We start from the raw sequence: 24,719 nt of genomic DNA, 5'->3' as shown, positions 1-24,719 counted from the left end.
AAGTTACTAAACATCAGGAGCTGATTCTAGTTAATTTCTTATTAAGTCGCTTCCAATTTTGCAAGCTTCAATAATTTGATGAATATCAGAGTCTAACACTTCTTTTTTAATGTCGGCAAATTTCAAGAACTCTACATATACGATGTCCAATTGTACTTTGGTCAATTCATAACCTACTTTTTTGGCTCTGTAAGCCAAGGCTGCCCTACCGCTTCTTGCCGTAAGAATGATGGAAGATTCATTGACTCCTACTTCCAAAGGATCCATGATTTCATAGGTTTCCCTGTTTTTGATGACACCGTCTTGGTGAATTCCGGAACTGTGCGAAAAAGCGTTGGCTCCCACAATGGCTTTGTTGGGTTGCACAATCATTCCCATGCTATCTGAAACCAAACGACTCATTTCGTTAAGCTGTCTGGCATTGATATTAGTATCTAAATTCAAATACGGGTGCTGTCTAAGAATCATGACTACTTCTTCAAGTGCCGTGTTTCCTGCTCTTTCCCCTATTCCGTTGATGGTACATTCTATTTGTCTAGCACCATTGATTACACCTGCAATCGAATTGGCGGTAGCCATACCCAAATCGTTGTGGCAATGACATGAAATAATCACGTTTTCAATTCCTTTTACGTTTTCTTTCAAGTATTTTATTTTGGCACCATATTCTTCTGGCAAACAGTATCCTGTCGTGTCTGGAATATTCAATACCGTGGCTCCTGATTTTATCACTTCCTCACAGACTCGAGCCAAGAAATCATTCTCGGTTCTTCCGGCATCTTCTGCATAAAACTCTACGTCTTCAACATAAGATTTGGCATAAGAAACGGCATATTTTGCTCGCACAATAATATCTTCTCTCGTGGTGTTGAGTTTGTGTACGATGTGTGAATTTGAGGTTCCAATTCCGGTATGGATACGAGGTTTCTTGGCGTTTTTCAAAGCCGCCGCAGCCACGTCGATATCATTTTTAACCGCTCTGGTAAGACCACAAACAGTGGCATTTTTTACAATTTTGCTTATTTCAGAAACGGACAAAAAATCTCCGGGACTCGAAACAGGAAAACCGGCTTCAATTACATCGACTCCCATTTCGTCCAATCTATTTGCAATGACGAGTTTTTGATGGGTATCTAATTTGCATCCTGGGACTTGCTCACCATCTCTTAAGGTGGTATCAAAAATTTGGACTTTCTCTCTATTCATTTTAAAATATTTAATGTAATTTCACATCTTCAAACAAAAATAGAATTGATTACTTGAATATAAAATTCATTTTTATGGATTATACTGTTTATAAAGCAAATAAAAACTTTGTAACACCTTTAAAAACAATAAGTTATATTACTATATTTTACAATGGCTAACCATCAAAAAGATTCTTTATTTGTACTGATAAAATCGCTTTCGAAATCGGAAAAAAGACAATTCAAGATTTTTGCGAGCCGACTCGAAACCAGTTCCAACACAAAATTTATCGAATTATTCAACATTTTGGACAAATCCGAAGTCTATGACGAAAAAACGATATTGAAAAGCGGAGTCATCAAAAAGGTGCAATTATCCAACCTGAAATCCTATTTGTACAAACAAATATTGGTCAGCATCCGGTTGAATATTCCCAGCCAAAACATTCGCTACCAATTAAGGGAACAAATTGATTTCGCTGCCATCCTTTACAACAAGGGCTTGTACAAGCAAAGCTTGAAAATCTTGGACAAAACCAAACAACAAGCTTTGGAAAATGACGAGAAGTATATGGCTTACGAGATTGTGGAATTCGAAAAACTAATCGAATCCCAATACATCACCCGAAGTATTCAAGGTCGCGCCGACGAATTGGTCATTCAAGCCAAGGAACTCAATTACAAAAACACCATTTCAAGCAAATTGTCGAATCTTTCGCTGCAATTGTACGGCATCATGCTGAAAACCGGTTATGTAAAAAGTGATGAAGAGTACAAATACATCGATAATTATTTCAACAAACACATTTCTAAATTCGACGAGAAAAAGTTTGGGTTCCGGGAAAGATACTGGTATTACAATGCTTGTTTGTGGCGTAGTTTTCTGGTTCAGGATTTCTTGTCGTGTTATAAATATTCACACAAATGGGTGACTCTTTTTTACGACAACAGGAACATGATTTACCTCAATCCCGTGTTTTTCCTCAAAGGAAACCATTATTTATTGGAATCCTTGTTTATGTTGAAATACAAGACCAATTTCAAGAAATATCTGGAAATGCTGGAAGAAACCATTAACGATCCGCAATTTCCCGTAAACGACAACATCACCTCGCTGTCGTTCCTGTATTTGTACAACAACAAACTGAATTACCACATTCTCGAAGGGACTTTTGCCGAAAGCGAATACCTGATTCCCGAAATTCTGGAAAAGATAAAACTCCATAGCGAACATTTGGACGAACATCACGAAATGTTGTTTTACTACAAGATTGCCAGTATTTATTTTGGCAACGAAAAATACAACGAATGCATATTTTATCTGGAAAAAATCATCAACAACAAAAACCTCTATGTTCGGGAAGACTTGGCTTGTTTTGCTCGATTATTGTGCTTGATTGCCCATTATGAATCCGGCAAGGACTTCAACTTGGAAAACCAGTTGATAAGCACCTACAAGTTTTTGATAAAAATGAATGATTTGCATGAAGTGCAAAAAGAAATCATCCGCTTTTTGAAAAAATTGAACACCATTTATCCAAGCGACATCAAAAAAGAATTCATTAAGGTAAAAGAACGCTTTGTCGAACTCGAAAAAAACACCTACGAAAAAAGGGCTTTCCTCTACCTCGACATCATTTCGTGGCTGGAAAGCAAAATCGAAAACCGCAAAATCAGCGACATCATCAAGGAAAAAGCGAAGTTGAGCAATAGATAACTCTAGATGTCATTCTGTTTAAACCATAAAAAAATACCGCAAATTCACAATTTATACATAAAATATAATCTGCGAATCTGCGGTAATTTTTTGTCCTTAATTTTAGTTTACTCCTTCGCCAACATCAATTCCTTGATGTATTTAACCGGAGCACTGCCATAGCTCAAGAATTTTTCGTGAAAGGCTTTCAAGTTGAATTTAGCTCCCTCTTTTTCCTTCAACAATTCCCTCAATTCATAGATTTCGTTGAAACCCGTGTAATACGAACACAACTGCACTTGGCTCAAGGTAGCGCGTTTCCATTTGCCGTCAGCTTCGGCTTGTTGCTGGAATCCTTCTCGGGTCATCATGGTAATGGCATCCTCTTTGGCCATGTTTCGGGTGTGGACGCTGATGTCCAAAATGGTGTTGATGGTTGCACGCAAATGAAATTTATAATACATCAACCACATTTCATCCGAATTTTTATAACCACTTTCCAGCATCATTCGCTCGGCATAGACCGCCCAACCTTCTACCATGGCACCATTTCCAAAAACGGATTTGATGATGCTTGGTGATTGGTTGCTGTACACCAATTGCGTGTAATGTCCGGGAACGGCTTCGTGGATGTTCAAAATCTGCAAGATGTAATCATTGTATTCCCTCAAATAACTTTCGGCTCTTTCGGCAGTCCAGCCTTGCATGCTGCCCACATTATAGTAAGTATTGCCATTCTTGTCATACGGTCCGGCAGCCGAAATGGAAGCACCGGCAACTCCGGCCATATACGCGGGCTCTTTGCGGACAACAAGCGGTTTCGATGGATCGATGTAAAGCAAATCTTTGGCTTTTACGTAAGCGGTCAATTCCGGAATTTGTTTCTCTATTTCCGATTGAAATTTTTCTGGGGTGGTGTGCTGCAACGAAACTTTGTCGATGACTTGCTTGATAAGTTCCAATTTATCCGTGGGTTTAGGAGCCGAACCCATATATTTTGTCCACAATTTGTTGGCAAGCACAAACATTTCGTCGTGCAATTCTTTCTTGTGTGCCACGGCTTTTTCATACATTTCATCCGCAGTGTAAGCGGATTGAATGTCGAAATTGAATTTTTTGGCATACAATTCGGAGCCCAAACGGAAAGAACGCGGGCTTTTGTTGTCCAATTTTTTCAACCAATCGGCATACGATTTGATGGCAGCAACGGCCACTTTGGATTGGTCCAAAATCGTTTTTTTCTCGGCTTCCGACAATTGGCTTTTGGCCAAGGCGGCAACCAAGTCGGTTTCAAAAACGGATGCACCACCTAAATTCTGTTCAATGGCCAATTGGGTATGTTCCAAAGTAGGATTCTTGATGTTCTTTTTGGCGGCTTCATAATAGGCCGGGATATTCTTCATCTTCAAACTGAAGTTGCGCAGTCTATTGTCGATCGAATCATAATTCCCGTTGAGAATTTCGGCAAAAGCCCCGCAAACATTGTATTCCGCAGGATTCCATTCATAAGATTTCATTTCATTGGCGGAGAAAACCGTGCTTTCCAATTGGTTCTGGATCATGTAGAAATCGGTTTTGTTGTTGTCCGAAAGATTTTCCACACTATAATTTTGCAACGAATCCAAGTTGGCGTTGGCAAAATCCAGCGATTTTTTGATAAAATGGGAATCGGGAACAACTAAGACGCTATCCAATTTATGATTCCCAAGGCTGGCCGCCCAATCGGGATTCAATTCCCAAAAAGAGTTGATGAAACGATCTTTGTATTGATCAAATTTCTTGTTGTCGTCTCCCCCATCGGCTGATTTTATACTCTTGTTGCAGGAAGAAAGAAAGACAAGCAACAAAATGGGTAAAATTAATTTTTTCATATTATGGTTTGGTTTTTATTTTAGGCATAAAAATAAGCATTATTTTATTGGAATGACGGTAAGTCAAAGGAATACTTTTCAAACAAAATGAATTCCTGATTACTCCAGCAGCTAGGATTTTTTTGGCGTTTGATGTTGAAAATTTTGTAAGAAATAAAATATTTATTTTAGTAGTTTGCAATCAAAATTGTATATATTTGATTAACCAATAAAGCGAAACAAACCTTCGCCAATCTCCTCGATTTGGGGTGTATATACGAAAGTCTATTTCGACTATATGTAAGTTATGCCTCATGCTAAACAAACAAAACCTAAATGAAGAAAATTGAAGCTATTCAGCACATAAAAAATATTGGAAAATTTAATAATTGTGAAATAGCTGGATGTCAATTCAATGACAACACAATTATTTATGGTAAAAACACTTTAGGAAAAAGTACATTAACTTCTATATTCCGTTCTTTACAAACTGGTAATAAGAAAATAATAGAAGGAAAAAAAACTTTTGGAAGTACAAATCAACCCGCAATCAAGATTAGATTTACTGACGGAACAAACAGAGAACTTATTGACTTCAATAGTCATAAGTGGTCAGAAGGAAAACCTAATATTTTAATTTTCGATACCCAATTCATTTCAGAAAACGTTTTTCAAGGAGAACAAATTACTTTTGATAATCAAAAGAGCTTAAACCAAATTATTATTGGTGCTAAAGGATTAGATTTAAATATTGCTATACAAAATCTACAAAATGAATTAACTGAATTAACTGAAAGGAAAAGAAAATTAACTTCTGATTTTAATAAGCTTTTGCCATCATCAGAATTTGAAAATATCACGATTGAAAAGTTTTGTGCATTACCAGAATTAAGTGAACTTGATGAACAAATCTTGTCTAAGAAAGAAGAATATGAAAGAGCAAAGAATAAAGAAGTTATTACAAAAGCTCTTGACAATCATTTGTCTTATTTTCAAAGTATAATAAATTTAGATATAAACAATGTTCTTCAAAAAACAATAAATTTTAATCATCAAGAAATTGAACAACACATAAAAAATCATTGGAAAAGCCACAAAGCAAGTAAAGATTTTTTGAAACAAGGGCTCGAATTAACTAAAGATGATAAAAAATCTTGCGTTTTCTGCGGGCAAAATTTAGGCGAAAGTGAGCTAAATTTAATAAAAACTTACGAAGGATTTTTTAAAGGTGAATATCAACAAATACAAAATCAAGTTCTAACAATAAAAGGACAAATAGATAAAACAAATTTAGAAGGTCAAATTGGAAAATTCCTTTTAGACATCGAAAAATATTCACTTAAAACTGAACTAAATTCAGTTTTTTTTGCGGAAATAACTTCAGAATATATATGGTTGATAGAAGATTTAAGATTAAAGTCGAATGACTTATACTTCATTCCTTTGAAAAATTATTCAGAATCAATTATTGATGGTCTAAAGCAACTGACAATAGAAATTCAACGCATAATTGAAAAATACTTTCCAAAAAACAATTCAACAATTAGTTTGTCAGAAATCTTAACTCAGATTAAATCTTTAGAATTAAGTAAAAAGAGGATCCAAGATGCATATAAAAATATCTGCAAAGATTATCATGAAATTAATGAGGAATTTGAAAAGAAACGCGTATTAAGAGAATCAAAAAGAAAAGATTTAGAGGTTTATTCACTTGAGATTTTTGATAAACATAAATCATCTATAAACGACTATTTACATAGAATGGGTGCCAATTTTATGATTGATGATTTATTACCAATCAAAAAACTTAAAGGTTCTGATGAAAAATTATTCTCAATTAAATTTTATAATTCTCATCAAGTTAAACTTGATTCCAGCGATGATGAGATCCCTAACTTTAAAAACTCATTGAGTGAAAGTGACAAACGAGCACTAGCCTTTGCTTTCTTTCTATCGTTATTAGGTCATGACAATGAATTAGATAATAAAATTTTGGTTTTTGATGATCCTTTCTCATCGTTTGACGAAGAGAGAAAAAGAGACACAATTCAACTTTTGGCTGATATTCAATTCAACGATGGTATAGTTGTTAAAATTCCCTTGCAAAAAATAATTTTAACTCACGAAAAAACATTTTACAGAGAAATCTATCTTAAATCATTTATACAACCTCATACTTTAAAAATAGAGTTTGATGGATTTATAAATGGAATAAATACAAGTACAATAAAACATTGCAACATTGATGAAGAATTTCCTGACGACCAAATACTTGCAAAAATAAAACGTCTTAAAGAAATTCACATAAGTCGCTCATTTAATGAAAAATATGACGGAGATTGCAGAATTGTACTTGAAAACATTTTTAAAAGAAAATATTCTTTCATTTTAGAAGAAGCTATTAAACAAAGAAAAAGTGTTAGAACTTTTACCACTACTTTAGAGAGCAAATACTCACAATCAGATTACAGTAAACTTTTAAGATTATGTAACGACTTAAATATTGAATTACATGACAATAATGCACAACCATCAGAAGGTGATCATGCGTCAATTTTAAGAGACTTTTTTGAATGTTTAGAAATTATATAAAAGCACGAAGGCATAACAGCTACTACAACGGATTTGGGCAATTGGCTTAATGGAAAGTTGGTTTTGTATTCGGGATGTTTAGGCAAATCCGAAGAATGAACTCAATTTAATTCAAAAACCACTATATTCCAGAACATTGTATATAATCTAAAACCTAATATTTTATGAAAAAATTCTATAGCCTTTTTGTCTTCTTCCTTTTTATTCTTTATTCGTGTGAAGGATCAGACAGTTATCAGGGAAAATGGAAAGCGCTAGATTCGAATGGAGCGAAATTTGAAATTACTTTTTCACCAACAAATTTTTCTATTAAGGACAGTACTGGTAAATCCAACAAGTATCAATACACTCAAAATTCAATTAAGTCCGAAAACGCTATTGAAACTTATGGAATCCTTTTAAACGACGGACGAGGATATCAAATATTCTTCCCAAAAAAGGATGAAAGTGTTGGACTGATATTGGACGAAAATGGAAAACAAATGTTTACAATCAGCAGAAAAAACTATGTGACTTACGAAGAAATTTATAAGTTAAATTAAGACTGAAAATAGAGCTTGTTTTAGATTCGCTTTTAAGGAAAGATAATCGCCACGGTTTAATCCTGTTTTTTCAAAAACATATTCTCTAAAGCTTCGTATTAGTTGACATTTTTGAGATTTTGTTTTTATCGAGGTTTTTAAATATTGAATCAAATATTTGCCACTAAATCCACTTAACTGTCCAAAATTAGTTTTCAAACATTAGACACTAAACCAAATATTTTGTCTAGTATTAGTTTTTTGTTACATTTGTATATATCTAAAATCAAAACATTGGACAAATCGTTTAAAATAAAAGAACTAAACTTGTTTTTCAAGGACTATGATACGTTTTCGAGAGGGGATTTATATGCCTTTTATTTACAATTCGATAAAGAGTTAAAAGAAACTACTTTCAGGTGGAGAATATACAATTTAAAGCAACAAAAAGTAATCAATACTGTGGCTAGAAGTATATATACACTTTCGAGTAAGTCGGAATTTTATCCTGCTATTGCTGCAAAAGAAGAAAAAATATTTAGTACTATTTCCAGACAGTTTCCAATGTTGAAGGGTTGTATTTGGAATACGAATATAGTTAATGAATTGATGCTTCACATTCCAAAAAAATCTTTAACAATCATTGAAGTGGAGAACGAAGCAATAGAATTGGTTTTTAATTTCTTGAAAAATGAAGGCCATAAAAATCTTTTTTTTCAACCTGGTGAAAAAGAAATACAGCATTATATAGCTTCTTTAGAAAATGCAATAATTGTGCAATCATTGGTTACAAAATCACCAACACAGTTGGTTTCAAAAACGACAACGACGACTTTGGAAAAACTTTTGGTCGATATTTATTCCAATAAAAACCTGTTCAGTACCTATCAAGGAACCGAATTAATACATATTTTTAATAAAGCATACGATAAATACATTTTAGATTTTTCGAAAATGTTAAGTTATGCCTCCAGAAGAAATAAAAAAAAGGAACTAATTGATTTCTTGGAAACTAAAACTGATATTCAAAATACGTATGCCAAATGATCGATAAAAAATCACTCTCAAAGGATTGGATAGAACAAAAAAGAATACTGGTTTCAAAAAAAGACCCAAGCATAATGGAAAGTATGATTTATGCTTTGTATTTGCTCGAACAGCTTAAATTATCGAAACTTGACTTTATTTTCAAAGGAGGAACAAGTTTAATATTGCTTTTAGAAAATCCAAGTCGTTTTTCAGTTGATATAGACATTATTGTAAATCCGGAAATCACAAAAGACGAAATCGAAAAGTATCTTTCAATAATTCTAAAAGAGGAAACTTTTTCGAGTTGTACTTTAGATGAAAAACGAAGTTACAAAGAGGGCATTCCTAAAGCACATTATAGCTTCAAATACAAATCTTCTGTACCAACATTATCAAGAGAAAATGAAAAAGTAGGCAATCCGGAAAGAGAAATACTTTTGGATATTTTATTTTCAGAAAACCATTATCCAAAATTAATTGAAGTTCCAATAAAAACCGATTGGTTAGCACACATAAATGAAGAAATAACAGTTTTAGTTCCTGATATTAACGCCATTGCTGGAGATAAATTAACAGCGTATGCACCTAACACGACAGGCATTCCATACGGTAAAGACAAAGAAAAAGAAATTATCAAACAACTCTTTGATATCGGATGTTTATTTGATTATATAGATGATTTTGAAGTTTTCGAAAGCTCCTTTATTGCAATAGCGCTGAAAGAAATAGAATATCGAAAAGAACAAGAAATTAATTCCGTCGAAACTATTTTGAACGACATTATTGAAACCAGTTTGTTAATAGCAAAGAGAGAAAATCAGCTTAATGAAAAGGATAAAAATAATTATGCCGAATTAATAAGAGGAATCAATCAATTTAATCATTTTGTTTACAGCGGAGCTTTTAGGATAGAGGATGCTCAATTGGCAAGTGCAAAAGCCGCTTTTCTTGCAGCAAATGTTTTATCAAAATCGAAAACTAAAATCATCCGATTTAACGATAAAAATGCAGGGCATCTTGCATTAATAGAACATCCTGATTATAACTTCCTGAACAAAAAATTAAAGTTTGTTGCAAAAGGAGAAGCGCTTTTCTATTGGAAAAAAACTATTGAATTAATTTCTTAATTCCAACTGGTGTTCAATTGCCCGTAAAAGTTGCAGAAATTTAAAATTTATCATTCAGCTATTGGCAAACAATAAATTAAAAATTAATAAATAGATATTCCGACGAAAGTAATAAACACAAACCAAACTTACAATCTTTCCAAACAGATATAAACAGCGTGGTTCCCTAAAAATAAAAAACTAGTACAAAAACAACCTTGGTATCTTTTTAGGAATGGAAATAAAAGTCCCGGCATTCTCGACAAAAAAAGCCACTTCCAACAAGTATAAAGACCACCCCTTCCCCATCCGGAAAATCTTCAATCGATAGCTGCAAACTTTCCGTAATACGGCTGTCAAAACCGTACAAGGACAAGTCGGTCAACTTGAAAAAGCTGGTGAAAGAGGGGGGAATTACATTCCGTGCGCTGTTGCCTAAATCTTCCCCTTGAGTTGATTTTTTTAAAACTTTATGAGATAAATTGTATAAAAATTAATATATTTATCAGGTTAATTCAATAAACTTAACTTAAAAGTGAACAGCAATTTGGAAACTAACTTATAAGTGAATACTTTTGCACATATAAAACCAATAGTACAATATAATAAGGTTTCTTATTATTCTGTTTGTATGGAAGACAATGAAACTTCTCTTTTTGAGGAGTTTGTCGCTCATCATACGATTGCTAATAAAGAGAAATTAAATCATATTTTGGATTGGTTAAAAGCAATAGGTAATAAATATGGTGCACAAGCGCATTTATTTAGACCCGAAGGTGAAACTGCTGATGCATCGGCACTTCCGCCCAAAGGCAAAGAGCGAAAACCTCACTATACGGAGTCGGGTAAGATTAAAGCAAACAACATTCGTTTATACTGCTTGCGTGCAAATGAAAATGTTGTGTTCTTGTTTAATGGTGATATAAAAACTACACAATATCCACAAGATTGTCCTAATGTTAAAACACATTTCAAATTGGCAAACCAAATAACAAAATCCATCGACAACGCTTTTAAAAATAACGACATCGTTTGGAACGATGATTTTACAGAAATCGAATGTGATGATGATTTTAAAATACAATTGTAATAAACTATGAAATTCCCGGAAAACAACATAATTGATACTTGGTTAGAGAAAAATGGCAATCCTGAAATTACAAAATTAGTGGAGAAAAACCTTGCCATTGCAAACAAGATCCACGAGTTGCTGGTAGAACGCAATCTAAAACCAGCAGATTTAGCGCGTTTATTAAACAAAAAAGCTTCTGAAATCAGTAAATGGTTGACAGGAACTCACACTTTTACCACTAAAACGATTACCAAAATTGAAACAGTTTTGGGAACCGATATCATCCATATTGAAGCTCAAAAAGAATACGTATATTTCAAAGTATTGGTGAAAGATCAGGAAGTGGAAGAAGAAATGGCACTCGAGGAATCAGCAGTGTTTTCAAATTTAGATATGGACAAAAAAGCTTCTTAATTAATTTGATGGCAGATTCTAATCAAATAATACCCGAAAAAATCCATTTGAATCAAATAAAATGGATAAAAGAAGATACAATTATAATGCAGGATAAACTTTCAAAAAATCCTGTTTATAATTTTAGTGTCAGCTACAATATGATGCACAATTTAGAGAAAGAAATAGGCAAAATCCGCTTATTTGTAGATATGAAGGGGGCCATCGATGGAAAAGAAATAAACCAGGGTGGGAACTATGAAGTTGATTTTCTGTTTCAAATAGATGATTTGAAAAATCATTATCAAATCATGAACGAAAAGCCCGTTTTTAATGGCATTTTTGTAGCAACCTTGCTCGGAATTTGTTACTCAACCATCAGGGGCATGTTATTTTCAACTTGGAAAGATACAATTTTGAATAGCGTAATTTTACCGGTAATTTCAGTTCCGGAATTACTAAACAGCAAACGATAAATCAAAAATCATTAATTTTTTTGTATAACGATTCGAAGTCTTGAACGTCTCTCTTTGTACGAGTCAAAAACGAATCTGTAAAAGTTAAATTTTTATTAATTGACCCAATTAAGTTGTGCGCAATTTAATCTTGCACTACATTTGCAATATTAAATCATCAATGCAATGGAAAATAAATTGAAATTAACCAATCAGGTATGTTTTCCGGTATACAGTCTGGCAAAAGAAATTGTCAACCGCTACCGTCCTTTCCTCGAGGAAATGGGACTAACCTATCCGCAGTATCTGGTTATGCTGATATTGTGGGAACAAAGCGAACAAACAGTTTCGGAATTAGGCGAAAAATTAAAACTGGATAGCGGAACGCTAACTCCTTTGTTGAAAAGATTGGAACAAAAAAAACTTGTTTCCAGAATCAGAAGCGCAAAAGATGAAAGGGTTGTGAAAATTTCAACTACCGATGAGGGACAAAAATTACAAACAAAAGCCAGTGGAATTCCCCAACAACTCGCGCAATCCATGCATCTTGCAGAAGAAGATTTACTTATGCTCAAAAATGTAATTGAAAATATATTAGTCAAAATGAAACAAAATAAAGAATCATGAAGTCATTATATACAACTGTCGCAACAGCCACGGGAGGAAGAAACGGACATGTAAAAAGCGAAAACGGCATCATAAATTTGCAGGTGAGGTATCCAAAAGCTTTGGGTGGAGCCAACGAAGACTATGCCAACCCTGAAATGCTTTTTGCAGCGGGTTACTCGGCTTGCTTTGACAGCGCCTTGAACCTAGTCATCAAGAACGAAAAAATTCAAACGGGTGAAACTACAGTTACCGCCAAAGTGAGTATCGGCCAAATAGAAAACGGAGGTTTTGGACTGGCAGTCGAACTGCACGCCAATATTCCTGCCACAACAATGGAACAAGCGCAGGCATTGATGGAAAAAGCACATCAAGTTTGCCCCTATTCCAACGCCACAAGGGGAAATATTGAGGTAAAATTAACCGTTTCAAATAATTAAAAAATAAAATACCATGTCATTAATTGAAGATTTAAACTGGAGACACGCGGTTAAAGCATTTGATCCAACAAAAAAAGCAAGTCAGGAAAACATTGATAAAATAATAGAAGCAGCAAGATTGGCTCCTACTTCCTCGGGCTTGCAACCCTTTAAACTAATTGTGGTCACAAATCAGGAACTCAAAGACAAATTAGCTGCCGGAGCATTGAATCCGGATTGTATGAGGGAATGTTCCCACGTCATCATATTCGCGGCTTGGAACAGATATACGGCCGAAAGAATTGATGGCGTTTACGACTTTACCACCGACGTAAGAGAATTGCCAAGAGGACGCTTCGAAAGTTATACAGACAAGTTGAAAGACATTTACCTCAAGGAACCTGCCGAAATCAACTTTGCCCACACGGCAAGACAAACCTATATTGCTCTAGGACTGGCAATGGCACAAGCAGCAGAGTTAAAAGTGGACACTTGTCCTGTGGAAGGTTTCGACAATAAAGTGGTGGACAATGTTTTGGAACTGGAAAAATACGGACTGAAAAGCGTTTCCCTGATGTATGCAGGTGTTTCCGACCCGCAAAGAGACTGGATTGCCCCAATGAAAAAGGTAAGAATACCCACAAAAGATTTTGTGATCGAGTTGAACTAATAAGGCAAATACCAAACATTCAACTAATAAAGAGATTGCATCAGTAAAAGCCCTTGGCGCTCATTTTCAACGACTACCGAGGGCTTTTAACCAACTAAACAATACGTTTACAATGAGGCTATAATCAACAAATTCAAGTAAAACCGGGAAATCCTCTCAACAACCCGTTCGCGCGGAATTGCATTCCGTGCCCATTCCAATTAATGGAAAAACGTTTTATTTAGCTCGTGTCCACAAACTTTTGAAGTGCTACTCAAGATGACAATCCATAAAAAAAGCCCTCATAAAGAGAGCTTCATTATTCTTTCCAGTATCTTTTATACCTCTACTAGATTACGATAATCATATTTTTTATAATAGTCTACGTTTGCTTTTTCTTTATTCAATTCTATTAACTCATTCTTTACCTGAACTCGATACCATTGCTCGGGTTTAGTATGCGAAAAAGTACTTAGCTTCAATACTACTTTTGCATTTAACTTTCTTTCACCTGAAAGGTATTTATGAAGATTGCTGTCTTTCATTTCAAAATAGGTTGCAAGTTCTCGCTTGGTAAGATTAAGTGCTTTCAAATACATCTTGACAAAATCAAGTACTTTCAAAACTTCCACATCATCACTTTCATTCTGGATATAATCTTCTAATTTGTACTGGATGGAAAGCAATTGATTCCTTAATAACTGCTCTTTGGATTGTTTGACAGAATGTGATAGGATTACTTTTTTTACTTCACTCTTCTTCTTGTCATTCCAAATATTTTCAACTTCAATTTCTTTATTTTTCATGTCCATTAATTTAAAAACTCCTTAATTAATTTTTCACCTCCATCAGGAGGTACGATCATGGTGGTTTCGCCACATCTTAGGGCATTGTATTTCTTGCAATACAAGGCCATCAATTTTCTTTCATCGGCTTTACTTTCTTCTAAAACATCAAATGCTAAATAGCCTAAATAATGTCCTTTCCCATTCTTGAAACTCAACCTGCAAGCGAAAGCGATTAAACAGCCTGCTACTCTATCATATTTTTTATTCGCGCCTCTATTATGGGGAGCCACTTCAACAAAAGCCATATAAGGCTCTATTTTGCTCTTCATTTCAAAAATCAAGCAACCTTCAATTTTTTCCGGACTTTCTTCACATACTAAAACATAAGTTTCAAAACCCTTCTTTTTCGAGTGTTTATTAATATTAAATCTCCATCCATCATTTAGGGAAGGCAAATTTGTCTGTATGGATTTTGAATCTAAAATCTTGGCACCTACTAAAATATTCCCTGAAATTTTTAATATTTTTACATTCATTACATGCCAAAATTAATTAGTCAAATATACTAAATAATTATACGTATTGTATAATTTTAACTTTTATTTTTATCCGTTCGCGCGGAATTGCATTCCGTGCCCATTTCAATAAATAGAAAAACGTTTTATTTAGCTCGTGCAGATAAATTTTAAACCCATTACCTCGACCGCTTATGGAAATGAAGTAAGAAAAACTATCCTAATCTCACTCCACCCCAAGCACATAAACAACCTTGGTGTCATTTTTAGGAATGGAAATAAAAGTTCCGACATTCTCGACAAAAAAAGCCACTTCCAACAAGTAAAAGACCACCCCTTCCCCATCCGGAAAATCTTCAATCGATAGCTCTAAACTTTCCGTAATACGACTCTCAGAGCCATACAAAACCAAATCACTCAACTTCATAAAGCCGACGGAGGTATCAAAATCAAACCGCAAGGCTCCCAATCGCAAACCAACACAATCTGCCCCATCGGGAAAAACAAAAGCCTCGCTGGTTACGAAAGGGGAAAACACCAATTGTTTTTTTACAACATCAAAACGATAATTCCCCTTAAAAGTATTCCGCAACAAACCACTGGGGTTAAAATCATATCCGGTAAACAAAAATTTTCCCCCAGGCGACGCAAAACCATTTTTCAAACAGCGATTGCCTCGCTGGGCGATAGTATCACAACACATCACCTTTCGCATAATCGCATGAAGGCTATTGGTAACCTCCAAATTTTTGCTTTTGGGCAATCCCTCGTTAAGTAGCATCCTGATGGCTTTGCACAATGGACTCACGGCACCAAATTCTTTGGCATTTTCCCTGCTCTTGGCTAATTTGGGATCATTCAATAAGGCTTCGGTAGTAAAGCCGGTTTTCTCCTTGACGATATGACCCTCAATTCCTTCTAAACAATAAGTAACCATGCCATCGAACCGCTTTGGAATTTTTCCGTCACTAAATATTTTTGCCATAATCATTCAAATTAGTAATAAAAACTCCACAAATTTAAAAATTTATTCAATGGGTTTTGGCGGGTTCAAAAATTGTTATAACTTAATAAACTGAAAACACACATAATCGACTATTTTAATAAGTAGACATAAGTATTTCAGGATGTTATGGCTTAAGCTTTAACCGTATAGGATGGGTATAACAAGAGTATGGATTCAGTAGGGATTCAGTAGGGCTGTGGTACCCCCAATCTGACCCCGAAAAATGTAATTTACTTCCAGACAAATCCAAACAACTGATTGGATAATACTAAAATAAGGAGCAAAGCCTCCTCAAAGCCCCCTCAACTCCCGATCAAAGCCTAGTCTGTGGTACCCCCAAAAAGTATAAAAAAATACTATTATCCACAAAAAAAGCCATGACAATCGCTATGGCTCATTTATGGTATAATAATTCTAGTGTAAAAGCATTAATACTCTAACAACTCCATCAACTCCTTTTCAAACCTGCCTTTGGGCAAATACTGGTCTTCCAAGGCTTTGGTAAACGGAATCGGACTGTCCAGGCTCGCCACGCGTTTTACCGGAGCATCAAGATAATGGAAACAATTTTCCATAATCAAGGCCGAAATATCGCTGGCAATCCCGCCAAACAACGAGTCTTCTTGCAAAATAATCACTCTCCCCGTCTTCTTCACCGAAGCATAAATGGCATCCGTGTCCAAAGGTTGCAGGGTTCTCAAATCCAATACAGCGGCCGAAATTTCGGGATGCAAGCTCAAGGTTTCCAAAGCCCAATGCACGGCTGCGCCATAAGCAATGATGCTGACTTGATTTCCTTCTTTCAGCAGTGCCGCTTTCCCTAACGGAATCGTGTAATAATCGGTGGGCACGTCTTGGTAAACACTGCGGTACAATTGTTTGTGTTCAAAAAATAGCACAGGATTCGGGTCGTTGATGGATTCGTTCAACAATCCTTTGGCATCATACGGAAAGGCGGGATAAACTACTTTCAAACCCGGTGTTTTGGTAAACCAGGCTTCATTGGTTTGCGAATGAAAAGGCCCGGCTTGTGTTCCTGCACCGCAAGGCATTCGAACCACGACATCGGCTTTTTCTTGCCAACGGTAATGCGATTTGGCCAGCAAATTAACTATTGGATTGAATCCCGTGGAAACAAAATCGGCAAACTGCATTTCGACAATCGCTTTGTACCCGTTAATGGACAAACCCATTCCGGCCGAAACCACGGCACTTTCGCAAATGGGCGTGTTCCGAACCCGCTCTTTGCCAAACAACTCCACAAAGCCGTCGGTAATCTTGAAGGCACCGCCATATTCGGCAATGTCCTGTCCCATAAGAACCAAGTTGGGATGCCGCTCCATCGATTGTCTCAAACTGCTGGAAATAGCATCTACAAACCGAATATTTTTGACTTCTTCAGAAGCTTTAACTTCTTGAAAGGCAAAAGGTTTATAAACATCATCTAATTCTTCCTTATAAGTGGCTTCTATCTCTGATTCGGCATTGGCAATAGCCCAATCCTTGTCGATTTCGGTCTTGATTTCGGCATGCAAAAAGGCATCAAAATCATCCGAAAGAATGCCGTTTTCTTTTAAATAGTTTCTGTAATTATCCACCGGATCTTTCGTCGCCCATAGATCCATCAACTCCTGCGGAACATATTTGGTGCCACTCGCCTCTTCATGACCCCGCATTCTAAAGGTTTTGAATTCCAATAAAACGGGACGAGGATGCTCCACCATCGAAGCCTTCAATTCCGACAATTTGTGGTACACTTCCAGGATGTTGTTTCCGTCGATAATGTGGCTTTCCATACCGTAACCAACACCTTTGTCGGCAATGTTTTCGCAACGAAACTGCTCGTTGGTGGGAGTAGAAAGTCCGTAACCGTTATTTTCGATGATGAACATAACAGGCAATTCCCAAACGGCCGCAATATTCAAGGCTTCGTGAAAATCGCCTTCACTAGTGGCTCCTTCACCGGTAAATACGGCTGTTATTTTTCCGTTATGCTTTAGTTTATTCGCCAAGGCAATGCCGTCGGCAACGCCCAATTGGGGACCCAAATGCGAAATCATCCCGATAATCTTGTAGTGTTGGGTACCAAAGTGGAAACTACGGTCACGACCTTTGGTAAACCCATTGGCCTTGCCCTGCCATTGCGAAAAAAGTCTGTAAAGTGGAATGTTTCGACCCGTGAAAACACCTAGGTTGCGGTGCATGGGAAGAATGTATTCGTCGGTATCCAAAACTGCCGTAACGCCAACAGCAATGGCTTCCTGCCCGATTCCGGAAAACCATTTGGATACCTTTCCTTGTCGGATGAGAATCAACATTTTTTCTTCGATTAATCGAGGCAACAGTAACCTTTTGTATAAATCCAATAATTGGTCGTTGCTGAGATTTCTTTTGTCAAAAGTCATGGAGGAGCTTTTTGGATTGCTGTTCAAAAGTATGAAAAAATAACAGTTTCGATTGGGTTTGAAAGTATTTAATGGAGAATAAAATGAACTTGTTTTAACAAATCCTCGGCAGTTGTTCCCCTATCAAGGGACTTACAACCCTTTTGCCGCCAAAAGCACTTTCCAGGATAATTTTGGCATTGGTGTCGTTTGTTATTTTACCAATTAGGGACGGATTTTGCCCCAAAAATTTCAAGATTTCCATTATTTCATTCTCGACGGATGGGGAAACAATACAGGCAAAAACGCCTTCGTTGGCCACGTATAAAGGATCCAAACCAAGTATTTCACAAGCACTTTGCACTTGGGTGTCCACCAAGATTTTCTCGTCCTCCAGCAGCATTCCAAGAGTGCTTTCAGTGGTGATTTCGTGTAAAACCGAAGCCAATCCACCACGCGTGGCATCCCTCAAAAAATGAATGTCCTCACCGCATTTGTCCAATAATTTTTCCACCATAAAGTTGAGATTGTTGGTGTCGCTGAGGATTTCGCTTTCAAATTGCAGCCCTTCCCTTTCCGACATGATCGCCATTCCGTGGGAAGCTATCGGCATATTGATAATGATGGAATCTCCAACTTGAATTCGGCTAATCTTGATGTTCGCCTTTTCGTGCAAAACACCCACTCCCGAAGTATTGATGTAAATCTGGTCGCCTTTTCCTTTTTCGACCACTTTGGTATCGCCTGTCACAATGAAAACGCCCGCTTTGTCGGCTGTTGCTCTAATGGATTTAATGATTTGGGTAAACTCGTCCAATCCAAATCCTTCTTCGATGATAAAGGCCAAGGAAAGGTATTTGGGCATCGCGCCACACATCGACAAATCGTTCACGGTTCCGTTTACGGCCAATTCGCCAATATTTCCTCCCTTGAAAAAAATGGGACTTATCACGTAACTGTCGGTAGAAAAAGCCAATTTCCCTTGAATATCCAAAAAAGCGCCATCGTGCCTCACGTCGAGAATCGGATTGCCCAAGTATTTAAAGATGACTTCATTCAAAAGCTTGGTGGTATGTTCCCCACCGCTGCCGTGATGCAGGTTTATTTTTTCGGTAGGATCTTCTTGATTTGGCATTAATTATAAATTTTATAATGAATTAGGGAACGCAACAATTCTCGGAATAGTACTTCCAAAAAATAGGCAATCTGTTGTCTGAAACCTGAAATCAAATCCCTTCCCCCATTTGCTTCAATACGGTCATCGTGGCTTTGGCCTCGTCCTCGTTGATGATGGCAATGGCGGCACCGACATGCACCAACAAATAATCGCCTATTTGGGCTTCTGGAACCAAGGCCAGATTAACTTCCTTGATGACTCCATCAAATGATACGCTGCCTATTCGGAAGGTTTCATCCAATTCGGCTGTAATTTTCTCCAATTTTCCGGGAATGGCTAAACACATCGTTTTATTGATTTAGAGATTGTTTTAAAAACTGGTACCAAGATGCCATTCCTTCTTCCGTGTAGGCGGAAACTTCAAAAAAGACGAGATTCGGATTGACTTTCTTCGCATAATCCTTCAATTTGGCCATATCAAATTTAAGATAAGGCAACAAATCTATTTTGTTGATGACGCAAACTTGCGAACCATAAAACATGTCGGGATATTTGATGGGTTTATCCTCGCCTTCGGTAACGGAAATAATGACAACCCTTATGTTTTCGCCCAAATCAAACATCGAAGGGCAAACCAAATTCCCCACATTTTCGATCATCAACAAAGAATTGTCCTTCGGGGAAAGTTCCTTTACCGCTTTCGAAATCATCTCGCTGTCCAAATGGCAACCTTTGCCGGTATTGATTTGGATTACCGGAATTTCGAGGGCGGCAATCCTGTCGGCATCATTCGTGGTTTGCTGGTCGCCTTCAATCACGGCAAAAGAAATGTCGTTTTTCAAGTCGGCAATGGTTCGCTCCAATAACGACGTTTTCCCGGAACCGGGCGAACTGACCAAATTGATGGCAAAGATGTTCTTGGCTTCAAAATACCCTTTGTTTCGCTCTGCCAATAAATCATTTTGATGCAAAATAGCCCTTTCCAAATCAATTTCCTTGATATGGTCGTGACTGTGGTCGTGGTGATGATGTTCGTGATCATGATCGTGGTCGTGGCTGTGACTGTGCACGTGAGATCCATATCCATGATCGTGCGAATGGGAATGTTGGACGGAAGTGCCGTCCACTTTTATGATTTTAACTTCATTTTCATCGGAACTGCATCCACAAGTTACACACATGATAGTTATTGTTGGTTAATAATTAATTTCTTTATTTTCAATTCTTTGCCCGAAAGGATATTTTTGAATGGACTGTGGCACTTTGGACAAGAATCATAAATTTTTTCCAATTTGAATTCCGTTTTGCACTCTGCACATTGGCCAATTCCTTCGGGTTCTGTAATGGTTAATTTGGAATGTTGCAGCACTGTTTCGTTGGTGCACAACTCCCAGATAAAAAGTAACGATTGCAACTCTACGCCCGAAAGTTTGCCGATTTCCAAATGAATTTCCAGCACTTTTTCTCCATCATTGTCCCGTACCTCCTTTTCGGCGGTTTTAACTATCGAACTGGCAATGGAAAGCTCGTGCATATATCGGACTTGAATTTGTAACCCAATTGTGTAATTAACAAATAAACTATTAAAATATTTAAAATAATATGACAAATATCATATGTAAATTGTGAATATAGCAATAAATTTAGTAGGTTTTTTAATTTCTACGATAGAGTATTAATTTTTTCAACAAAATAATTATGGGACAAGAAATCAAAACGAATGAAACGTATTACGACAGTGTCATAAGACAAGGCTATGACCGAAGAGATTTTCTAAAGTTTGTTGCTTTTATTGGAGCCTATATGGGAGTGGAATCTTCCGCATTGGGACAAATAGCGGCTTCTTTAAAAACAAAACCAAGATTACCGGTTATTTGGGAGCATTTCCAGGAATGCACCTGTTGTAGTGAATCGTTCATCCGTTCTGATCACCCCATTGTCGCCGATATTATTTTGGACAAAATTTCTCTTGATTATACGTTGACCCTAATGGCAGCTTCCGGACATCAAGCCGAAGCAGCCAAAAAAGCCACTATGGACAAATACAAAGGCGAGTACATCCTTTGTGTGGAAGGTTCCGTGCCAATGGGCGATGACGGAAATTATTGTTGCATTGGCGGAAGAAGCGCAATCGATATATTGAAGGAATCTGCGGCTGGAGCCAAAGCCATAATCGCTTGGGGAAGCTGTGCCACTTCAGGTTGCGTGCAAGCAGCCAAACCCAACCCAACGGGTGCCGTGTCCATCGACCAAATAATTACCGATAAACCCATTATAAATGTTCCCGGCTGTCCTCCCATTGGCGAAGTTATGGCGGGAATTATCGTCCATGTCGTGGCTTTCGAAAGACTTCCGGAACTGGACGATGCAGGAAGACCAAAAGCATTCTACTCCAAAAGAGTGCACGACAGCTGCTACCGAAGACCTTATTTTGATGCTGGTTTATTTGTAGAAAACTTTGATGACGAGAATGCCAAAAAAGGATATTGTTTGTATAAAGTGGGTTGCAAAGGACCAACTACCTACAATGCTTGCGGGAACATCAAATGGAACGGAGGCGTTAGTTACCCTATTCAATCTGGACATGGTTGCCTGGGTTGCAGTGCCAAAGGATTCTGGGATGCCGGCAGTTTCTATTCTCGTGACCTTGCAATAGGCGGCGGAATCGAAAGCGATGCCGACACACTAGGAAAAGTGGCTCTTGGAGTTGTGGCAGCAGGCGTTTTGGCACATGGAACGCTTTCCAACTTTTCCAAAAGAAAAGAATTGGAGCGAAGAATCACCGAAGGAGAAAAAGTGGAATCAAAAATTAAAGACTAACCAACCAAAAATAATACAAGATGGCAGAAAGAATCGTAGTTGACCCCATTACAAGAATAGAAGGACATTTAAGAGCCGAAGTGGAGATTTCCGATGGAACAATCCAGGAAGCTTTTTTGTCCTCTACCATGGTAAGAGGTCTAGAAAATATTGTCAAAGGAAGAAATCCCAAGGACGTTTGGGCTTTTGTTCAAAGAACTTGCGGCGTTTGTACGGCAGTTCACGCCACGGCATCGGTTCGAGCCGTGGAAGATGCATTGGACATAAAAGTACCGCCAAATGCCGAAATAGTGCGAAACATCATGTTGGGCTCGTTATACATTCACGACCACGTAGTACATTTTTACCACCTGCATGCCTTTGACTGGGTCGATGTCGTGAGTGGATTGAGTGCCGATCCCGTAAAAACTTCTCAATTGGCGCAAAGCATATCCAATTGGCCCAAAAGTTCACCGGGCTATTTTTCGGACTTGCAAAAAAGACTCAAAAAATTTGTCGCCAGCGGACAGTTGGGCATATTTGCCAATGGCTATTGGGGTCACCCAGCGATGAAATTGCCGCCGGAAGCCAATCTAATGGCCACGGCGCATTATTTGGAAGCCTTGGAATGGCAGAAAGAAATTGTAAAAGTACACGCCATTTTTGGCGGTAAAAATCCGCATCCCAATTTCTTGGTGGGCGGAATGGCCTGTGCCATCAATCTCGATGATGCCAGCGGACTGAACGCCGAAAGATTGGCAATGGTCCAAAAGTTGTTGATTGAAGGCAAACAGTTTGTGGAACAAGTTTACGTTCCAGACGTGTTGGCCATCGCGGGATTCTACAAAGATTGGGGCGCCATTGGCAGTTTCCACAACTTCATGAGTTTTGGGGATTTTCCAATGCAAGGCTATAACAATACCAATCGAGATACTTTCAAATTCCCGTCGGGCGTAATTTTGAACAAGAATTTGTCCAAAGTGCATGATTTGGATTTGAGGGACTTGAAAACCGTCGAAGAATACGTAAACAGTTCTTGGTACGACTATTCGGGAGACGGCAATGAAGGCAAACACCCTTGGGTTGGCGAAACCAAAATCAATTACACGGGACCAAAACCGCCTTATACGCATCTTGACGTGGACAAAAAATACAGTTACATCAAAACACCAAGATGGAAAGGCCAAGCCATGGAAGTAGGACCTTTGGCACGAACATTAATTGGTTATGCTTCGGGAAGACCGGAATACAAGGAAATAGTCGATGCCACACTTTCAAAATTGCAGGTTCCTGCTGGCGCGCTTTTCTCCACTTTGGGAAGAACGGCCGCAAGAGCATTGGAAACCCAATTGGTGGCAGGCTGGAACCTGGAATTCTTTGATGCCCTCATCAACAACATCAAAAACGGTGACGAAAGAATGTCCAATATGGAAAAATGGGAAGAATCTACTTGGCCTGCCGAAGCCAAAGGTGTTGGTTTAGTGGAAGCACCTCGTGGAGGATTAAGTCATTGGATCGTGATAAAAGACGGCAAAACCGACAATTACCAGCAAGTGGTTCCCTCAACATGGAATGCTTCGCCCAGAGATCCAAAAGGACAACGGTCTCCGTATGAAAGTGCCTTGATAAACACCCCTGTTGCCAACCCCGAATTGCCACTGGAAATCATCAGGACGATTCACTCTTTCGACCCTTGTATTGCTTGCGCCGTACATTTGTATGACGAGAAGGGGAACATCATCAACGAAGTGAATGACATCTCGGTTTGCAATGTGTAACCTAATCTTTAAAGCAAATTAATTATGGCAACACAAGATTATAAAAGAGCCTATGTATGGCAATTGCCGGTTCGAATATTTCATTGGGCCAATGCAGTAGCCATAACGGCATTGATCATTACCGGCCTTTTGATAGCGCATCCGCCAGCAATAATTTCTGCAAAAGAAGCTTCAGAACAGTTTTGGTTTGGATACATCCGCAAGATTCATTTCATGAGTGCTTACGTGATGGTGGCCGTTTTGATTTTGAGGGTTTATTGGGCGTTCAAGGGAAATAAATTCGCCAGTTGGAAAGTCTTTTTTCCGTTTGACAAAAAAGGATTTGTAGGCATTTGGCATTCCATAAAAATTGACATCTTTCTTCAAAACGAAACTAATTTTAATGAAAGAAACATTCATACTGGACACAACAACATTGCCGCAATATCGTATCTCGTCATGTTTCTTTTGGCAATAGTGATGATTTTCACGGGTTTTGGGTTGTATGCCGCCAATGCGACTTGGTTCTTTCCAAAAATGTTTGCCTGGGTTCCTGAATTTTTGGGTGGAGACATAAACACCCGTGTTTTGCATCATTTGACAATGTGGGGATTCATTTTGTTTGCCATAGTACACGTCTATCTAGTACTTTTCCATGATTGGTTGGAAGGGCGCGGCGAATCCTCCGCAATGGTAAGTGGCTATAAATTTGTACGAACCGAAAGAACTCGAAAAGAAAAAGAACTGGAAAAGGAAATTTAATTAAAAATTCCCTGAA

At 37.5% G+C, this 24,719-nt stretch carries 24 protein-coding genes; 14 read left to right on the top strand and 10 right to left on the bottom strand.

The features are described 5' to 3' along the window. Nucleotides 1–30: 30 nt before the first annotated feature. A complete protein-coding gene (locus OZP13_RS05860; RefSeq protein ID WP_269242920.1) occupies nucleotides 31–1,206 on the bottom strand; it encodes a 2-isopropylmalate synthase in 1,176 nt (391 codons plus the stop codon). 153 nt (nucleotides 1,207–1,359) lie between these two features. On the opposite strand from OZP13_RS05860, the gene OZP13_RS05855 reads away from it, so the two are divergent. Further along, nucleotides 1,360–2,904, top strand: a complete 1,545-nt coding sequence (locus OZP13_RS05855; protein ID WP_281298975.1) for a hypothetical protein — start codon at nucleotides 1,360–1,362, stop codon at nucleotides 2,902–2,904. A 107-nt stretch (nucleotides 2,905–3,011) separates the two neighbouring features. Here the strand turns inward: OZP13_RS05855 and OZP13_RS05850 are convergent, their stop codons facing one another. Further along, on the bottom strand, nucleotides 3,012–4,754 hold the full coding sequence (locus OZP13_RS05850) for a DUF885 domain-containing protein (RefSeq protein WP_281298974.1): 1,743 nt from the start codon (nucleotides 4,752–4,754) through the stop codon (nucleotides 3,012–3,014). A 315-nt stretch (nucleotides 4,755–5,069) separates the two neighbouring features. Between OZP13_RS05850 and OZP13_RS05845 the strand changes: the two genes are divergently transcribed. The 10 genes from OZP13_RS05845 (at nucleotide 5,070) to OZP13_RS05800 (ending at nucleotide 13,596) form a co-directional block, all read left to right on the top strand. Beyond that, the gene (locus OZP13_RS05845) at nucleotides 5,070–7,325 is read left to right on the top strand and encodes an AAA family ATPase (protein WP_281298973.1); all 2,256 of its coding nucleotides are present in this window, start codon (nucleotides 5,070–5,072) and stop codon (nucleotides 7,323–7,325) included. A 164-nt stretch (nucleotides 7,326–7,489) separates the two neighbouring features. After that, nucleotides 7,490–7,867 carry a hypothetical protein gene (locus tag OZP13_RS05840; protein ID WP_269242914.1) on the top strand — a complete coding sequence of 126 codons (378 nt, stop codon included), beginning with the start codon at nucleotides 7,490–7,492 and terminating at the stop codon, nucleotides 7,865–7,867. A gap of 273 nt (nucleotides 7,868–8,140) precedes the next feature. Next, on the top strand, nucleotides 8,141–8,893 hold the full coding sequence (locus OZP13_RS05835) for a DUF6577 family protein (protein WP_281298972.1): 753 nt from the start codon (nucleotides 8,141–8,143) through the stop codon (nucleotides 8,891–8,893). Next, nucleotides 8,890–10,002: a nucleotidyl transferase AbiEii/AbiGii toxin family protein gene (locus OZP13_RS05830; protein WP_269242911.1), complete on the top strand. Its 1,113-nt coding sequence runs from the start codon at nucleotides 8,890–8,892 to the stop codon at nucleotides 10,000–10,002. Before OZP13_RS05835 ends, OZP13_RS05830 begins: the two co-directional genes overlap by 4 nt. 610 nt (nucleotides 10,003–10,612) lie before the next feature. Beyond that, nucleotides 10,613–11,071, top strand: coding sequence for a hypothetical protein (locus OZP13_RS05825; RefSeq protein WP_281298971.1), 459 nt, complete (start codon nucleotides 10,613–10,615; stop codon nucleotides 11,069–11,071). Nucleotides 11,072–11,077: 6 nt separating this feature from the next. Next, nucleotides 11,078–11,467 carry a helix-turn-helix domain-containing protein gene (locus tag OZP13_RS05820; protein WP_281298970.1) on the top strand — a complete coding sequence of 130 codons (390 nt, stop codon included), beginning with the start codon at nucleotides 11,078–11,080 and terminating at the stop codon, nucleotides 11,465–11,467. Between the two features lie 8 nt (nucleotides 11,468–11,475). Continuing rightward, entirely contained in the window at nucleotides 11,476–11,922 is a 447-nt protein-coding gene (locus OZP13_RS05815; protein ID WP_281298969.1) for a hypothetical protein, read from the top strand. Nucleotides 11,923–12,087: 165 nt separating this feature from the next. Continuing rightward, nucleotides 12,088–12,528, top strand: a complete 441-nt coding sequence (locus OZP13_RS05810; RefSeq protein WP_281298968.1) for a MarR family winged helix-turn-helix transcriptional regulator — start codon at nucleotides 12,088–12,090, stop codon at nucleotides 12,526–12,528. Further along, nucleotides 12,525–12,947, top strand: coding sequence for an organic hydroperoxide resistance protein (locus OZP13_RS05805; RefSeq protein WP_269242906.1), 423 nt, complete (start codon nucleotides 12,525–12,527; stop codon nucleotides 12,945–12,947). Before OZP13_RS05810 ends, OZP13_RS05805 begins: the two co-directional genes overlap by 4 nt. Nucleotides 12,948–12,960: 13 nt before the next feature. Next, complete coding sequence (locus OZP13_RS05800) at nucleotides 12,961–13,596, top strand: NAD(P)H-dependent oxidoreductase (RefSeq protein WP_269242905.1); 636 nt, start codon at nucleotides 12,961–12,963, stop codon at nucleotides 13,594–13,596. 317 nt (nucleotides 13,597–13,913) lie between these two features. Here OZP13_RS05800 and OZP13_RS05795 read toward each other — a convergent pair whose 3' ends face one another. The 8 genes from OZP13_RS05795 to hypA form a co-directional block, all read right to left on the bottom strand. Further along, nucleotides 13,914–14,387, bottom strand: a complete 474-nt coding sequence (locus OZP13_RS05795) for a helix-turn-helix transcriptional regulator (protein WP_281298967.1) — start codon at nucleotides 14,385–14,387, stop codon at nucleotides 13,914–13,916. Further along, nucleotides 14,387–14,899 carry a hypothetical protein gene (locus tag OZP13_RS05790; protein ID WP_269242903.1) on the bottom strand — a complete coding sequence of 171 codons (513 nt, stop codon included), beginning with the start codon at nucleotides 14,897–14,899 and terminating at the stop codon, nucleotides 14,387–14,389. Before OZP13_RS05790 ends, OZP13_RS05795 begins: the two co-directional genes overlap by 1 nt. 205 nt (nucleotides 14,900–15,104) lie before the next feature. Then, nucleotides 15,105–15,863: a hypothetical protein gene (locus tag OZP13_RS05785; protein WP_281298966.1), complete on the bottom strand. Its 759-nt coding sequence runs from the start codon at nucleotides 15,861–15,863 to the stop codon at nucleotides 15,105–15,107. A 449-nt stretch (nucleotides 15,864–16,312) separates the two neighbouring features. Then, entirely contained in the window at nucleotides 16,313–18,289 is a 1,977-nt protein-coding gene (locus OZP13_RS05780) for an alpha-ketoacid dehydrogenase subunit alpha/beta (RefSeq protein WP_281298965.1), read from the bottom strand. Between the two features lie 94 nt (nucleotides 18,290–18,383). Then, the gene (gene hypE, locus OZP13_RS05775) at nucleotides 18,384–19,403 is read right to left on the bottom strand and encodes a hydrogenase expression/formation protein HypE (RefSeq protein WP_269242900.1); all 1,020 of its coding nucleotides are present in this window, start codon (nucleotides 19,401–19,403) and stop codon (nucleotides 18,384–18,386) included. A 91-nt stretch (nucleotides 19,404–19,494) separates the two neighbouring features. Beyond that, nucleotides 19,495–19,731, bottom strand: a complete 237-nt coding sequence (locus OZP13_RS05770) for a HypC/HybG/HupF family hydrogenase formation chaperone (protein WP_281298964.1) — start codon at nucleotides 19,729–19,731, stop codon at nucleotides 19,495–19,497. A 4-nt stretch (nucleotides 19,732–19,735) separates the two neighbouring features. Beyond that, on the bottom strand, nucleotides 19,736–20,566 hold the full coding sequence (gene hypB / locus OZP13_RS05765; protein ID WP_281298963.1) for a hydrogenase nickel incorporation protein HypB: 831 nt from the start codon (nucleotides 20,564–20,566) through the stop codon (nucleotides 19,736–19,738). 5 nt (nucleotides 20,567–20,571) lie between these two features. Then, entirely contained in the window at nucleotides 20,572–20,919 is a 348-nt protein-coding gene (hypA, locus tag OZP13_RS05760; protein WP_269242897.1) for a hydrogenase maturation nickel metallochaperone HypA, read from the bottom strand. A 164-nt stretch (nucleotides 20,920–21,083) separates the two neighbouring features. Between hypA and OZP13_RS05755 the strand changes: the two genes are divergently transcribed. Genes OZP13_RS05755 through cybH form a run of 3 tightly spaced genes read left to right on the top strand, consistent with a single transcriptional unit; the run spans nucleotide 21,084 to nucleotide 24,703 of the window. Next, nucleotides 21,084–22,205: a hydrogenase small subunit gene (locus OZP13_RS05755; RefSeq protein ID WP_281298962.1), complete on the top strand. Its 1,122-nt coding sequence runs from the start codon at nucleotides 21,084–21,086 to the stop codon at nucleotides 22,203–22,205. Between the two features lie 20 nt (nucleotides 22,206–22,225). Next, the gene (locus OZP13_RS05750; protein ID WP_281298961.1) at nucleotides 22,226–23,962 is read left to right on the top strand and encodes a nickel-dependent hydrogenase large subunit; all 1,737 of its coding nucleotides are present in this window, start codon (nucleotides 22,226–22,228) and stop codon (nucleotides 23,960–23,962) included. 24 nt (nucleotides 23,963–23,986) lie between these two features. Beyond that, on the top strand, nucleotides 23,987–24,703 hold the full coding sequence (gene cybH, locus OZP13_RS05745; RefSeq protein ID WP_281298960.1) for a Ni/Fe-hydrogenase, b-type cytochrome subunit: 717 nt from the start codon (nucleotides 23,987–23,989) through the stop codon (nucleotides 24,701–24,703). The last annotated feature ends 16 nt before the right edge of the window (nucleotides 24,704–24,719 follow it).

The organism is Flavobacterium limnophilum, from assembly GCF_027111315.2.
GTDB lineage: Bacteria > Bacteroidota > Bacteroidia > Flavobacteriales > Flavobacteriaceae > Flavobacterium > Flavobacterium limnophilum.
This window is presented reverse-complemented; position numbering and strand designations above follow the sequence as displayed.